The sequence below is a fragment of the Frigoribacterium sp. VKM Ac-2836 genome (assembly GCF_013248995.1).
GTDB lineage: Bacteria > Actinomycetota > Actinomycetes > Actinomycetales > Microbacteriaceae > Frigoribacterium.
The window spans coordinates 18600-32814 of the sequence record NZ_JABRPK010000001.1 but is presented as its reverse complement, the minus strand read 5'-3'; the positions used below and the strand labels follow the sequence as shown (position 1 = coordinate 32814).

Annotated in this window: 14 protein-coding genes; 8 read left to right on the top strand and 6 right to left on the bottom strand. The window is 73.2% G+C overall.

What is annotated here, in order from left to right; genetic code table 11:
• Nucleotides 1-111 precede the first annotated feature (111 nt).
• Nucleotides 112-2700 (top strand): lamin tail domain-containing protein, encoded by a 2589-nt coding sequence (locus HRF36_RS16125; RefSeq protein WP_173204528.1) that lies wholly within the window; start codon nucleotides 112-114, stop codon nucleotides 2698-2700.
• 448 nt (nucleotides 2701-3148) lie between these two features.
• Here the strand turns inward: HRF36_RS16125 and HRF36_RS00180 are convergent, their stop codons facing one another.
• Nucleotides 3149-4105: a PhzF family phenazine biosynthesis protein gene (locus tag HRF36_RS00180; protein ID WP_173204526.1), complete on the bottom strand. Its 957-nt coding sequence runs from the start codon at nucleotides 4103-4105 to the stop codon at nucleotides 3149-3151.
• Nucleotides 4102-4791: a zinc ABC transporter ATP-binding protein AztA gene (aztA, locus tag HRF36_RS00175; RefSeq protein ID WP_173204523.1), complete on the bottom strand. Its 690-nt coding sequence runs from the start codon at nucleotides 4789-4791 to the stop codon at nucleotides 4102-4104. Before aztA ends, HRF36_RS00180 begins: the two co-directional genes overlap by 4 nt.
• 51 nt (nucleotides 4792-4842) lie before the next feature.
• Here aztA and aztB point away from each other — a divergent pair, with 51 nt between their 5' ends.
• The 5 genes from aztB (at nucleotide 4843) to HRF36_RS00150 (ending at nucleotide 10555) form a co-directional block, all read left to right on the top strand.
• Nucleotides 4843-5727, top strand: a complete 885-nt coding sequence (gene aztB / locus HRF36_RS00170; protein ID WP_173204521.1) for a zinc ABC transporter permease AztB — start codon at nucleotides 4843-4845, stop codon at nucleotides 5725-5727.
• A 53-nt stretch (nucleotides 5728-5780) separates the two neighbouring features.
• Entirely contained in the window at nucleotides 5781-7046 is a 1266-nt protein-coding gene (locus HRF36_RS00165) for an ABC transporter (protein WP_173204518.1), read from the top strand.
• Entirely contained in the window at nucleotides 7043-7987 is a 945-nt protein-coding gene (gene aztC / locus HRF36_RS00160) for a zinc ABC transporter substrate-binding protein AztC (RefSeq protein WP_173204516.1), read from the top strand. The genes HRF36_RS00165 and aztC overlap by 4 nt, the downstream gene beginning before the upstream one ends.
• Before the next feature lie 29 nt (nucleotides 7988-8016).
• Nucleotides 8017-9246, top strand: coding sequence for a zinc metallochaperone AztD (gene aztD / locus HRF36_RS00155; RefSeq protein WP_173204514.1), 1230 nt, complete (start codon nucleotides 8017-8019; stop codon nucleotides 9244-9246).
• 274 nt (nucleotides 9247-9520) lie between these two features.
• On the top strand, nucleotides 9521-10555 hold the full coding sequence (locus tag HRF36_RS00150; protein ID WP_173204512.1) for a helix-turn-helix transcriptional regulator: 1035 nt from the start codon (nucleotides 9521-9523) through the stop codon (nucleotides 10553-10555).
• 16 nt (nucleotides 10556-10571) lie between these two features.
• Here the strand turns inward: HRF36_RS00150 and HRF36_RS00145 are convergent, their stop codons facing one another.
• Both HRF36_RS00145 and HRF36_RS00140 read right to left on the bottom strand, forming a co-directional pair.
• Complete coding sequence (locus HRF36_RS00145; RefSeq protein ID WP_173204510.1) at nucleotides 10572-10808, bottom strand: hypothetical protein; 237 nt, start codon at nucleotides 10806-10808, stop codon at nucleotides 10572-10574.
• A gap of 91 nt (nucleotides 10809-10899) precedes the next feature.
• Nucleotides 10900-11370, bottom strand: coding sequence for a VOC family protein (locus HRF36_RS00140; RefSeq protein ID WP_173204508.1), 471 nt, complete (start codon nucleotides 11368-11370; stop codon nucleotides 10900-10902).
• A gap of 203 nt (nucleotides 11371-11573) precedes the next feature.
• Between HRF36_RS00140 and HRF36_RS00135 the strand changes: the two genes are divergently transcribed.
• Nucleotides 11574-12620: a hypothetical protein gene (locus HRF36_RS00135; RefSeq protein ID WP_173204506.1), complete on the top strand. Its 1047-nt coding sequence runs from the start codon at nucleotides 11574-11576 to the stop codon at nucleotides 12618-12620.
• A 6-nt stretch (nucleotides 12621-12626) separates the two neighbouring features.
• Here the strand turns inward: HRF36_RS00135 and HRF36_RS00130 are convergent, their stop codons facing one another.
• Entirely contained in the window at nucleotides 12627-12932 is a 306-nt protein-coding gene (locus HRF36_RS00130; protein WP_173204503.1) for a DUF1905 domain-containing protein, read from the bottom strand.
• A 38-nt stretch (nucleotides 12933-12970) separates the two neighbouring features.
• Nucleotides 12971-14020, bottom strand: a complete 1050-nt coding sequence (locus HRF36_RS00125) for a GTP-binding protein (RefSeq protein WP_173204500.1) — start codon at nucleotides 14018-14020, stop codon at nucleotides 12971-12973.
• A 69-nt stretch (nucleotides 14021-14089) separates the two neighbouring features.
• On the opposite strand from HRF36_RS00125, the gene ykgO reads away from it, so the two are divergent.
• Complete coding sequence (gene ykgO, locus HRF36_RS00120; RefSeq protein ID WP_055970826.1) at nucleotides 14090-14212, top strand: type B 50S ribosomal protein L36; 123 nt, start codon at nucleotides 14090-14092, stop codon at nucleotides 14210-14212.
• Nucleotides 14213-14215 lie beyond the last annotated feature (3 nt).

Sequence of the window (14215 nt, the reverse complement as noted above, 5' to 3'; positions counted from 1 at the left end):
GGGGCGAGACCGAGCCGTGACGGGGCGACGCATCGACGTTCACGGGGCGTTCACCCGGGCGTCGCTTCCGTCCGAGATGGTTCGGTCCACACCCGACGAAACGGAACCCGCATGCGAACGCCCCTGCTCCGCCTCGGCGCCCTGACCCTGGCCGGCTCGATCGCCGCCGCCGGGCTCGTGGCCACGAGCGCCCTGCCCGCCCTCGCGGCCGACGCGGACGTCGTCGTCAACGAGATCGACACGACCGACGACTGGGTCGAGCTGCTCAACACCGGCGCCACCCCGACCGACGTGTCGGGCTTCGTGCTGCGGGACGACAACGACACACGCACCCTGGCGCTGCCCGCGGGCACCGTCCTCGCCGCCGGCGAGCGCCTCGTCGTCGACGTGGCCGACGATGCCGTGTGGGGCGCCGCCGCCTACGGGCTCGGACGCGACGACGCCGCCCGGCTCTACGCCGCCGACGGCACGACCCTGCTCGACTCCTACGCCTGGACGCAGTTCCCGACGACGACCTACGGCCGCTGCGCCGACGGCACCGGCGAGTTCACGACGACGGCGGCAGGAACACGAGGCACCGCCAACGAGTGCGCGACGACGCCGGCGCCGACCGACCCGACGGACCCCGCCCCGACCGACCCGACGATCCCCGCCGTGCCCGCCACGACCGACGTCGTGATCAACGAGGTCGAGTCGAACGGCGACGACACCGACTGGGTCGAGCTGACGAACGTCGGCACCGCACCCGTCGACATCTCGGGCTACACGTTCCGAGACGAGGACGACGTGCGCACGCCGTTCACGCTGCCCTCCGGCTCCGTCGTGCAGCCCGGCGCGTTCTTCGTGATCGACCAGGCCTCGGGCTCGAACCCGGTGGGCTTCGACTTCGGTCTCGGTCAGCCCGACTCGGCCCGCCTGTTCGACACCGCGGGCACGCTCGTCGCCTCGTACGCCTGGACCGTCCACAGCACCGTCAGCTACGGCCGTTGCCCCGACGGCTCGGGCGAGCTGACCACGACGACCGCGAGCACCAAGGGCGCGGCGAACGACTGCTCCTCGCCCGTCCGCATCAACGAGGTCGAGAGCCAGGGAGGCGCCCCCGGCGACTGGGTCGAGCTCACCACCGTGGGCGCCACCTCGGTCGACCTCGGCGGATACGTGCTGACCGACTCCGACCCGTCGCACCGCTACGTGATCCCGGCCGGCACGGTCGTGGCCCCCGGGGGCTTCGTCGTCCTCGACGAGCAGGCCCCGACCACCGCCGGCTTCGACTTCGGGCTGGGCGGTGCCGACTCGGTCCGTCTGCTGCTGCCCGACGGCACGACGGCCGCCGACGGGTCGACCGTCGCCGACGAGTACTCGTGGACCTCGCACGCGGCCACCACCTACGGCCGCGGCCCCGACGGCACGGGCGACTTCGCCGTCACGTCGGCCCCGACCAAGGGCTCGGCCAACACCTTCGCCGGCGTCTTGGTGCCGACGGCCTGGCCCGGCGGACCCGACGAGGTCCCCCTGGACGACGAGGGCACCTTCACCGGCGACCTCAGCGGTCTCGACTACGAGCCCACCGGCACGGCGGCTCCCGGCACCCTCTGGGCGGTGCAGAACGGCGACGGCCTGCTCTATCGGATCGTCTCGGACGGCGCCGGCGGGTGGGCCCCGCAGACGACCGATGGCTGGGCAGCCGGCAAGAAGCTGCTGTACCCGAGCGGGGTCGCGACCGACATCGTCGATGCCGAGGGCGTCACGGTCGCCGACGACTCGTCCACGGGCGGCGTCTACGTGTCGACCGAGCGCAACAACGCCTCGGGCTCGGTCAGCCGCCCCTCGGTGCTGCGCTACGACGCCGCGACCGTGAGCCCGGCCACGACCCTGGTCGCCACCGACGAGTGGAACCTCGCCCAGGACTTCCCCGGACTGGGGGCCAACGCGGGCCTCGAGGGCATCACCTGGGTGTCCGACGTCTGGCTGACCGAGGCGGGGTTCGTCGACGAGGCGACCGGCGCCTCCTACGATCCGGCCACCTACGCCGGCCACGGTGACGGACTCTTCTTCGTCGGCGTCGAGGGCACCGCGAGCGTCTACGCCTACGCCCTGATGGACGACGGTTCTTCCGAGCGCGTCGCCACCATCGCCACGTCGTTCGCCCTGGTCGCCGACCTGCAGTTCGACGCCGACCTCGACGCGCTCTGGGTCGTGTGCGACGAGGCGTGCTCGGGCCGCACGGCGCTGTTCTCGGTCGACGAGTCGGGGGCGTTCGCCGAGGACGTGGTCTACGAGGCACCGGCGAACGCCGACCGCGGGCTCGCCAACGAGGGCTTCGCGATCGCCCCGGCGGCGACGAGCCTCGACGGGTTCCGTCAGACGTTCTACGCCGACGACAACGACACGGACGGGTTCTCGCTGCGGGCCGGGACCTTCCCTGGCGTGGCGGCCGAGCCCGGGACGCCCGGCACTCCGGGTGACCCCGGGACCCCCGGGACGCCCGGCATCCCCGGCACCCCCGGTGGTCCCGGCTCCCCTGCCGCCCCCGGCACGGGCGTGACGCCGATCGGGCAGGGCTCGGACCCCGCAGCGGTCGACGGGCAGCTCGCCTTCACCGGTGCGGACGCCCGGTGGGCAGCGGCTGCGGCCCTGCTGCTCGTGCTCGTCGGAGCAGCCACCGTGATCACCCGCCGCCGCAGGCTCGCCCGCGACTGAGGCACGACGCCCCACGAACCCCGTGTCGAACGATGCACCCACACGCTTCCGGGTTCATCGTTCGACACGGGGTTCGTCGTCGTGCGGCACCCGGGCGACGGCGCGGCGCAGGGCTCCCTTGCATTCGCTGATCCGGTACGTACCGGATCTCACCGCCCACCCCGTCACCCCGGCATCCGCTGATCCGGTACGTACCGGATCTCAACGCCCACCCCGTCACCCCGGCATTCGCTGATCCGGTACGTACCGGATCTCACCGCCCACCCCGTCACCCGGGCATCCGCTGATCCGGTACGTACCGGATCAAGGAAAGAGAGATGCCCTTGCCTTCCGGCGAGGCGGCGACGGCGGGGAAGCGGGGCGAGGGCGGGGCGAGGGCGGGCTGTCGAGCGACGGCTGAGCAGCGACTCGGCGGGCCAGCCGGCCAGGGGGCTGGCGGGGCGGCGCGTCAGCGGGCCGGCGCGGCGAGCACCGGGGTCGCCGTGCCGGTGACCGTGATGCCCCCGGCGACCGGGACATCGACCACGAGGAGGCTCGGCCGCCCGACGTGCCGACCCTGCCTCACCACGACGCGGGCAGGAGGCGCGATCAGGTCGAGCGCGCGGAGGTAGCCGCCCAGCGACGCGGCCGCCGACCCCGTCGCCGGGTCTTCGGTGATGGCGCCGACCGGGAACAGGTTGCGCGCCTCGACCACGGTCGAACAGGACCCGTCGCCCCCTCGGTCGTGGATCACCGTGATCGTGCCGGCCCAGCCCTGCTCGTCCATGAGGGCCCGCACGGCGACCGGATCGAAACGGAAGTCGTCGAAGACCCGCTGGTCGCGGACCGCCACCACGGGGTGCCGGTTGCCCGCGAAGGACTCCCGCAGCGGACGACGCTCGTCGAGGTCGGCGTGGGTGAGGCCGAGCAACGCCAGCAGTCGGTCGGCCACGGCCGGGTCGAGGTCGCGCACGACCGGGTCGACGCTCGTGAAGGACGCCGCGACCAGGCCCGCGGCAGCGTCACCGCCCGCGCGCGAGGTCTCGATCACGACCGGGCCGACCGCCGTCACGAGCGTGAAGGGTCCGACCCCGCGACGCTCGGCCAGGGCGACGGCGGTGGCGATGGTCGCGTGACCACAGAACGGGACCTCGGCCCCGGGCGAGAAGTAGCGCACGGCCACGCGTCGGTCGTCCCCGGCGACGGACGGATCCACCACGAAAGCCGTCTCGGCGTAGCCCACCTCGGCGGCGATGCGCAGCATGTCGGCGGCCGTCAGGGTCGACGCATCGAGGACGACGCCGGCCGGGTTGCCTCCGCCCAGCCCGTCGGCGAAGGCCGTCAGGCGCAGCACCTCGACGGTCGGGGCGGCCGGCGACGAGGGGGCGGCGGGGCTGACGGGAGGCGTGGGTCTGCGATCGGTCACGACGCCACTGTGCCGCACCGCGCCTCCGCGTCGCCAGCTCCGCCTCGGACGACACGACCTCCCTCGAGCCGGACGACGAGGTGCGCGGCGTCGAGCAGCAGCGGATCGTGCGACACCGCGAGCACCCCCGTGCCCCGGGCCGCCTCGTCGAGCAGCGTGGTCCGGATTCGCTGGGCGCTGTCCGCGTCGAGCCCGGTCGTGGGCTCGTCGAGCAGCAGCAGGTCGGCCCCGCGCGCGAGTCCGTGGGCCAGGAGCGCACGCTGCCGCTGGCCGCCCGAGAGCGCGGCGAACGATCGGGGCGCCAGATCGGCGACGTGCAAGCGTTCGAGCGCCTCGTCGACGGCGGCGCGGGCTCGACGGTCGAGGGGGCGCCACCGGCCCACGCGACCCCAGGCGCCGACCGTCACGACGTCGCGCACGGTGACCGGCAGCCCGTCCGGGACGGACGTCCGCTGCGGGACGAAGGCGATCGTCGTGCTCGCCGTGCGCGTGCCCGACGTCGGTTCGCGGACGCCTGCGACCACCTCGAGCAGCGTCGACTTGCCGGCGCCGTTCGGCCCGGCGACCACCGTCAGGGTGCCGCCGGGCACGTCGAGGTCGACGCCGGTCAGGGCCACCCGGTCACCGAACGAGACCCCCACCCCCCGGAGGCGCGCCAGGGACGAGAGAGCAGCAGCAGTCGTCATGCGACCACCCTAGTTGATAAGCGTTCTCATTCTCAGCTACGGTCGTGTCTCGTGCCCTTCCTCTCCACCGCCGTCCTCGAGCCGTTCGCGCTCGACTTCGTCCAGCGCGCCCTCGTCGGCGGCGGTCTCGTCGCGGTCCTCTGCGGCGTGGTCGGCACCTGGGTCGTGGTGCGCGGCATGGCCTTCCTCGGCGAGGCGCTCGCGCACGGCATGCTGCCCGGCGTCGCCCTCGCGACCGTGCTCGGTGCGCCCGTCCTCGTCGGCGGTGCGCTCAGCGCCGTCGTCATGAGCCTGGGCGTCGCGGCGCTGCAACGACGTGGTCGCCTGTCGTACGACACGAGCATCGGCCTGCTGTTCGTCGCGATGCTCGCCCTCGGCGTCGTCGTCATCTCGCACTCGGGCAGCTTCGCCACCGACGCCACGTCCATCCTCTTCGGCGACGTCCTCGCGATCACGGCGGCCGACCTCGGGCTCCTCGCCGGTGCGACGGCCGTCGGCGTGAGCCTCGCCGCCGCCTTCCACCGCCCCCTGGTCGCCCTCGCCCTCGACCCCCGACTGGCTGCCGTGCTGGGGCTCGGCCCGCGATCGGCCCAGGCCGTGCTCGTGGGCCTGGTCACCCTCGCCGTCGTCGCCTCGTACCAGGCCGTCGGGTCGTTGCTCGTCGTCGGGCTGCTGCTCGCGCCGGCCGTCGCGGCGGGCCACTGGACGACCCGGTTGCCCTCGCGGATGGTCCTGTCCTCCGCCTTCGGCGTGCTCGCCGTGGCCGTCGGGTTGCTGGTCTCGTGGCACGCGGCCACCGCCGCGGGGGCCTCGATCGCCGCCACGGCCATCGCGTTCGCCGCCCTCTCGGGGGCCTGCCACGCCCTGGTCGGCCGCCGCCGACCGTCCGAGCCGGAGCCCCCGCGGTCGCCGGCCGTCCTGACCACGACCTCGTGACCGACCCGGATCACCCCGGACCACCCCCACCGAGCCCCACCCGGAAGGACCGCATGCGATCCCCCCTCCTCACGACCTGCCTGCTCGGCACGCTCGCCCTCGGGCTGACCGCCTGCTCGACCGGCACCTCGCCGGGCGGCGGCCCCGCCGCCGAGACGACGGCCGACGAGACCGGCACCCCCGGCGAGGGCCACGGTGACGTCGCCGGCGCCGAAGAACTCGCCGAGCCCCGCCTCGGCCTCACCACCATCGACCCGTCGGGCTCGGTCGCCCACCTCGACCTGCTCGACGAGGGCGTGGTCGAGCTCGGCTCGGTCGGGGCCCCGACGGCCGTGGAGACCGACGGGCGGTACCTGTTCGCCGAGACCCCTCGCGGCCTCGAAGTCGTCGACAGCGGGGTCTGGACCTGGGACCACGTGGACCACTTCCATTACTACCGGGCCGACCCGCGCCTCCTCGGCACCCTCGAGGGCGACGGTGCGGCCACCGTCGCGACCACGAACCTGTCGACCTCGGGCTCGACCGGCGTGCACTTCGCCGGCTCCGGCGACGCGGTGCTGCTCGACACCGAGGCACTGTCACGCGGCGAGATCCACGAACGGTTCCGCTTAGCCGGCGCGCCCGGCGCCGGGATGGTCGTGCCCGTCGGGTCGTACGCCCTGGTCACCGAGGGCAGCGGGGCGACCACGACGCTCGTCGGGTACACGGCCGACGGCGACGAGACCGGCCTGCGCCAGGCCTGCCCCGAGGCCGCCGGCACGATCGCCACCCGCGTCGGAGCCGTCGTCGGCTGCTCGGACGGCGCCCTGCTCGCGACCGTCGACGACGACGAGCTCGTCGTCGAACGCATCCCCTACCCCGAGGGCGTCGCGCTGTCCACCGGCGGCACCGCGCCGCCGGCCACGGCGTTCGACAACCGGGAGGGGCGGCCCACCGTGGCCGCGCTCGCCGGCTCGGCGGGCATCTGGCTGCTCGACACCCGGGCCCGCGCCTGGACGCTGCTGCCGGCGCCGGCCCCCCTGGTCTCGGTGACCGCCGTGGACGACGCCGACCAGCGCCTCCTGGCCCTCGCGCAGGACGGCCGGGTGCTCGTCCTCGACGGCGCCAGCGGCCAGGTCCTCGCCGAGACCGCGCCGCTCGTCGCCGACTCGCTCACCGCGGGTCGCACGCCGACGCTGATCGCCGATCAGCAGCGCGCGTACCTCTCGGCCCCGACCGAGGGGCTGCTGTACGAGATCGACCCCGCCGACGGTGCGCGGATCGCCCGCAGCTTCGAGACGGCGACCGAGCCGGCCTTCGTCGCGGAGACCGGGCGATGAACGCGTCGGCCACGACCCGTCCCCGGGCCCGGCCCGCCGCCGCCCGCTTCGCCGTCCTCGCCGCGGCGACCACGCTGGTCCTGACCGGCTGCGCCCCCGCCGGCGACGACCACCCGGTCGTCTTCGTGTCGACGAACATCCTCGGCGACGTCGTCGACGAGCTCGTGGGCGACCAGGCCGAGGTCGTCACGCTGATGAAGCCGGACGCCGACACGCACTCGTTCGAGATCTCGGCGCAGCAGGCCGCGCGGATGCGGGCGGCCGACCTCGTCGTCGCGAACGGGCTGGGCCTCGAGGAGGGGCTGCAGCAGCACCTCGACGCGGCCGGGGAGGCCGGCGTGCCCTCGTTCGTCGCCGGTGACGCCGTCGACGTGCTCGACTACCGCGAGGGCGACGCCGCGGGCGCCCCCGACCCGCACATCTGGACCGACCCCGGACGCATGCTCGACGTCGTCGACGCCCTCGAGCCGGTGCTCGCCGAGGTCGACGGGGTCGACGCCGCCGTGCTCGGCGCGCGCACCGCGGACTACCGCGCCGAACTCGACCGTCTCGACGCCGAGATGACCGCGGTGTTCGCCGCCGTCCCGACCGAACGTCGTGCCCTCGTGACGAACCACCACGTCTTCGGCTACCTCGCCGACCGGTTCGACTTCGCCGTCGTGGGTGCCGTCATCCCCGGCGGCACGACCCTCGCGGCACCGTCGGCGTCCGACCTCGCCGACCTGGTCGACGCCGTCGAGAGGACGGGCGTCCCGACCGTGTTCGCCGAGTCGTCCTCACCCGACCGGCTCGTCCGGGCCCTGGCGAGCGAGGCGGACGTCCACGTCGACGTCGTCGAGCTGGTCACCGAGTCGCTCACCGCGGCCGACGGCGACGCCCCCGACTACCTGACCATGATGCGCGTGAACACCCAGCGCATCGCCACCGGGCTCTCGCCCTGAGCGCCCGCCCACCAGAAAGAGGAACACCCATGCGCACCCCCCACCTGCGACGAGCGGGCGGCACGCTGCTCGCCCTCGGCGTCGCCGCGACCCTCGTGGCCTGCTCGACCGGCGGTCCCGGCACCGCCTCCGACGCGACGGACGGTGACGAGGCGACCGGCGCCTCCTCGTCCGGTCCCCGCCTCGCGGTCTCGTCCGAGGGCCGCGTCGTCGTGCTCGACGGCGAGACCCTCGAGACCGTCGGCGACTTCACCTCCGAGGAGTTCACGCGCCTCAACCCGGCCGGCGACGGCCGACACGTCATGGTCACCACGAGCGAGGGCTTCCAGGTGCTCGACACCGCGGCCGGCAGCTCGGCCGAGCCCGCCCTCACCGACCTCGTCTTCGGCGCCGACACCGCGGGCCACGTCGTCCGGCACGGCGGCAAGACGGTCCTCTACGCCGACGGCACCAGCGACACCACCGTGTTCGAGTCCGCCGACCTGACCGACGCCGTCGCCGAGGGAGACCTGCCCGCGGTCGAAACCGTGGAGGGCGTCGAGGCGCACCACGGCGTCTCGGTCGTGCTCGAGGACGGCACCTTCCTGACGACGGTCGGCGACTCGGACGGCCGCACGGGCATCGAGGTCCGCGACGCGGACGGCGCGGTCGTCGCCCAGAGCGACCAGTGCCCCGGCGTCCACGGAGAGGGCACCGCGGCCGACGAGGCCGTCGTGTTCGGCTGCGAGGACGGCGCGCTGGTCTACCACGACGGCACCGTCACCAAGCTCGACTCGCCCTCGCAGCCCTACGGCCGCATGGGCAACGCGTGGGTCAGCGAGACCAGCCCGCTCGTCGTCGGAGACCACAAGGACGACCCCGACGCCGAGGGCTACCTGCTGCACGCCCTCACCGTGATCGACACGGCCGCCGAGACGCTCGAGGTGGTCGACCTGCCCGAGGGAGTCGAGTACACCTTCCGCGGGGTGGCCCGCGGCCCGGGCGACCTCGCCTACCTGATCGGCACCGACGGCGCCGTGCACGTGCTCGATGCCGCGACCGGCGAGCTCACGGCCTCGTGGCCCGTCGTCGACGCGTGGGAGGGACCGGCCGAGTGGCAGGACGCCCACCCCGCGATCGTCGTCGCAGGTGACGTCGGTTACGTCACCGAACCCGCCACGGACAGTGTGCATGCCGTCGACCTGACCACGGGCGAGGTGGTGTCCTCGCGCGAGCTCGACGTGACGCCGAACGAGATCGCCGTGGCCACGGGCGACTGACGCGACCACCCCGGGGGACGAGGAGGCGCGGTGCGAGGGCACCGCGCCTCCTGCGTCGCGGGGGCTGCGCACGGCTCCTGCGGCACCGCCGCCGGCCGGGCCGGTGACCCGCCCATTGGGGGCGTCGTGGGCCCCGTCGCCCCGCCCCACCGCGCCGAAGATCGAGAGAGTCCGACGATTTCGTGACGTTTCGCCCTCGGGCATCGTCTCCATCGTGTGCCGCCCTTCACCGCGGCGGTGCAGCAGAACGACGGATCGAGAGGACCACCCCACCATGCCGACTTTCTACGTCAGCGAGCCCGACGGCGAACCGGACCCCTCGGGTGGCATCACCCCGCACCCCGTCGACCTCACGGGCGGCACCGCGTCGACCTACCGACGCGTCCAGGACGGTGGCACCGATCTGCGCGAGGCGACGCGTCGCCTCGAGACGCACTACCGGGGCCGACGCTTCCGGGCCCAGCCGGCCGGCAGCCCCTTCGAGTACTCGTACGTCCTCGCGGGCGACCACCGGCTCGTGCTGCAGACCTCGTCGTTCACCGCTCCGATGCAGGGCGAGATCCCCTTCCCGGGGCAGTACATCGTCGCGTGGAACCGCAACGGCCGCACCACCCTCCACCAGCGAGGGCACACCTTCACGAGCGATGGCTCGACGCCGTTCCTGATGCCGGCCGAAGAGGCCTTCTCGTTCGAGTCGACGCCGCGCAAGAACAGCATGGTTCAGGTCGGCACCGCGTTCCTCGAGCAGACCGCGGCCGAACGCCACGGTGGGCCGTCGCAGCGCATCGTCTTCGACTACACCGTGACGCCGCGGCCCGAGGCCGTCGCCGCCTGGCGGGCCGCCGTCGGCTCGAGCGCCGCGGCCGTCGTCGCCGAGCAGGCCTCCCCGCTCGTCCGGCTCGAGGCCCAGCTCACCCTCGCCCGGGCCATGCTCGACCTCTTCCCGTGGCGGGCCGTCGACGTGCCGGTCGGCCTGCGCACACAAGAGGCCGCGCGCGTGCGGTACGCGGTCGAGTACATCCACGCCCACGCAGCCGAACCCCTCACCCCGGCCGACATCGCCGAAGCGTCGGGCATGCACACCCGCACCCTCCAGACGTCGATGAAGGAGCACCTCGGCACGTCGCCCGCGGCCTACCTGCGCCAGGTGCGGCTGGACCGCGTCCGTGACGAGCTGCTCGAGGCGGCGCCGAACGAGACCCGGGTGTCCGACGTCGCCCGGCGGTGGGGCTTCGGCAACTTCGGTCGGTTCGCCGGGGCCTACGCCGAACGCTTCGACGAGTACCCGCGCGACACGCTCGCCCGCTGAGGGCCGCAGCGACCAGTCAGGTCGTGGCGGGGGGCGACACGGGGGCCAGGGCGGTGACGTCGAGGTGGCCGCTGCCCTCGTAGCTCGCCGTGACGAGGGCCCGCACCACGGACGGGTCGATCGCACGGACGGGTTCGTCGTACCGGAACGCCAGGGGGATGCCCGGGGCGCACCAGAGGCTGATGCGGCCCGAGCCCTCGTCGGGGCTGAGCCGCCAGGTCAGGAGGAAGCCCTCGCCGCCATCATGAGCCATCCTCGGCCTTCGTGCACGACCCGGCGGTGGTCGAGTGGGCAGAAATAGTCCTTCCTGATCGCACGAAGGACGTTTTCTGCCCACTCGATCGTCAGGCGCCGTGGCGGTCGGCGCCCTGCTGGTGGTCGGAGCCCTGCTGCTGGGCGAAGGCCTCGGGGCCCTGTTCGGCGGCGGCGGGATCCATCCAGCCGAACTCGAGGATGTTGCCGTCCGGGTCGGTCAGTTGGCGCTGGTACATGAAGCCGTAGTCGCTGGCCGGACGCGCCTCCGTCCCCCCGGCACCGAGACCGGCCGTGACCGTCGTGTCGACCTGGTCGCGCGAGTCGACCATGACCGCGGTCGCGACCGAGGGCGCGGCGGTCGGGTCACCGATCGGCAGGTCGGTGAAGGTCTGGAAGAACTCGCGCGTGAGGATCATGAACGCGCTGTGGTCCTCTTCGACGATCACGCAGGCGGCGTTCTCGTCGGTGAAGAGCGGATTGATCGAGAAGCCGAGGGCCGTGTAGAACGACTTCGCCCGGTCGAGGTCGGTCACGGGCAGGTTGACGAAGATCATGGACATCGGGTTCTCCTTCGAACGGTGCACGAGTGGTGACGCACAGCGTGGCCCCGCCCCGGCGCTCCGTCAAGGCCTCGAGTCCGCGATGAGGGCCGTGGACTCGAGATCCCGGGCCGGGCCATCGAGACCGGCGAGACGGTAGGTTGTCGAGAAGTCGTCAGCACCGGTGCCCGACCCGTGCACGACCGCCCGAAAGGTCCCGACCCGTGCGCATCGCCGTCTTCATCGCCTCCGTCGCGCTCTCGAGCGTCCTGGTGCTCGGCGCCACCGTCCTGATCGCTTTTGCCGCGCCCCCTCGTGAGGACTGGACCCTCGTGCTCGCGACCGCGAGCCTCGTCGCCCTCGTCTACGGACCGCTGATCCTCGGCTCGTTGACCGCCTCGTGGGACCTCGGCGGCGACGACGCCCGCCGGCGCCTCGGCCGACGCTGGTTCGCCACGGTCGGCTTCGTCGAGGTCGCCGGCGTCCTGGCGATCATCGCGTACGCGGCGGCCAACGGTTCACCCTGGTGGTTGCCGATCGCCTTCACCGGCGGTGGTGTCGTGGCGACCGTCGCCGCTGTGGCCGTGGGCCGGGCCCTGCGTCGGCGGACGACCGCCGCCCGACGGGAAGCCCTGGCGTGGGTGCCCGTGACACGACGCGAGATCGGGCGGAAGGTCGTCGCGGTCGCCGCCGTCTTCGTGTCGTTCCTGGTCGTGGGCCTCGCCGCAGCCGTGATCGTGTTCACGGCCGTCGACGACCTGCAGGGTGCACTCGCGGAAGGCATCGGCCTGGCCGTGGCGCTCGCCCTGTTCGCCGGCGGAGCCGCCTGCATCGTCGTGACCCTGCCCCTCAACCGACTGCTGCGGACGAGCGCCGAGGACGACCCGGTGCTCCTGCGGAAGGTCGGCAAGGTCGTCCTGCGCCGCAAGGAGCTCGACCTCGACCCCCGCGAACTTGCCGTCGCCGCGAGGTACGCGCAAATCGTGAGCATCACGCTGCCCTTCCAACTGACCTATTTCGTCATGCTCTACGCCGGCCTGTCCCTCCAGCAGGTTCGGTTGATCATGGACCGGCAGGACGGTTTCGCCCCGTTCTTGCTGGCCTTCCTCATCGTCGTCCTGTTCGTGTTCTTGCCCCTGACGCTCGTGCGGCTGGCCCGATCGCGCCGTTACGCGCGAGACCACGAGCACGAAGCCGGGCCCGAACGCCGGACCGCTGACGCAGCCCAGCCGGAGGTCCACGCCGACACCGACGCGGACGCTCGGACCTGACGACGCTCAGAAGTCGAGCAGGCGCAGCGTCACGGCGAAGGTGTCGCCGACTCCGACTCCGACGCCCTCGGCGTCGCGCACGGCCCGCTTGACGGGCAGCGCGTAGGCGTTCTCTTCACCGAGAGGGAAGACCGACGTCGCGAACGTCGACGAGCTGACCCGCGCCTCCACCCGGACGGAACCCCAGCCGCGCAGCAGATCGCCGGCCACCATCAGGACGTGGTCCTCGACCTCGGGCGGCAGGCTGACGAACGTGTAAAAGGCCCGCCGGCTCTCCCACCGCCACAGGTCGGCGTCGAACGTGAACTCCATGGCCACCCCCCTTTTTCGCCGCGAGCCGTCCCTCGAACCTAGTGCCGGTGCCCCGGCCCGGCCCCCGGCCCGCTCCACACCGGGAACGGATCGGCGAAGTCGCGCCAGCCCGCCGGATCGCCCAGCAGCTCGTCGTCGGTCAGGAGGCACGTGTCGAGCTCTCGACGGATCGTCGCGACGTCGAGGTCGAGACCGAAGAAGGCGATCTGCTGGCCGCGTGGCGAATCGGGGTGCCACGACGGGCTCGAGGTCGGGTCGAGGCTCAGCATCTGCCCGACGCTCGACCACGAGCCGACGCGGTCGCTGCGGGTCGCGAACTGCGTGAACCCGCGAGAACGCAGCACCGTTCCGACCGCACCGGGGGCGAAGGTGCGCTCGACGACGGCGGCGAGGCGCCCAGGGTGGAACGGGCGCTCGTCCCGGTAGACGGAGGTCGTGATCGCCCCGTCGTGGTCGAGGTCGGGGGTGTGCTCCGAGAGGGCCTGCATCCAGCCGGCCGCGCCACCGAGCTGAGCCGCGCCTCCCGGGCCCTCGAGGGTCTCGCATCGCACGGCGTCGACACTCGACACGCGGCTCTCCGGTGCCAGTCGGGCGAGCAACCGGCGGATCGTCCGCAGGTCGCGCGGGGGCACGGCGGCCGTGTCGACGAGGACGATCACGGTCGCGTACTCGACGAGGTCGACGACGTGCTCAGCGGCGAGGAACCGGTCGTCGACACCACCCAGCACGAGCTCGGCCAGGTCGACCGCGCTGACGACCGAGACGACGTGCTGCAACAGCGAGCGACCATCGGGGCGCCCCAGGGACGAGTCGAGCAGGGAGCCGAGCAGCAGCCCGGTGGCGCGGCTCGGCGTGCCGGCCGCGAGCGTGGCGACGACGTCGACCGGCTGCCCGTCGTGCGCGATGTCGAGCGCGAGCCGGTGCACGGCGTCGGCGACGTCGTGCACGTCCGGCCCCGAGCCCACTCGACGACTGGTCGACCCGGCCAGCCGGTCGGCCACCCGGTCCACCACGGTGGGGCTCTGCCCCGTCACGAGGACGACGCCCCGGTGGCGTGAGGACGAGGAGGCGCGGGTCGATTCGGTCATGCCCCCACGCTAGGTGATAATGATTCTCACTAACAACCGAAACCACCACACCGACACCAGGAGGCACCCATGAAGGTCCGCAACTCGCTCAAGGCACTCAAGGCGATCCCCGGCTCGCAGGTCGTCCGCCGCCGTGGCCGCGTCTACGTCATCAACAAGAAGGACCCGCGGTGGAACACGCGCCAGGGGTGAGGC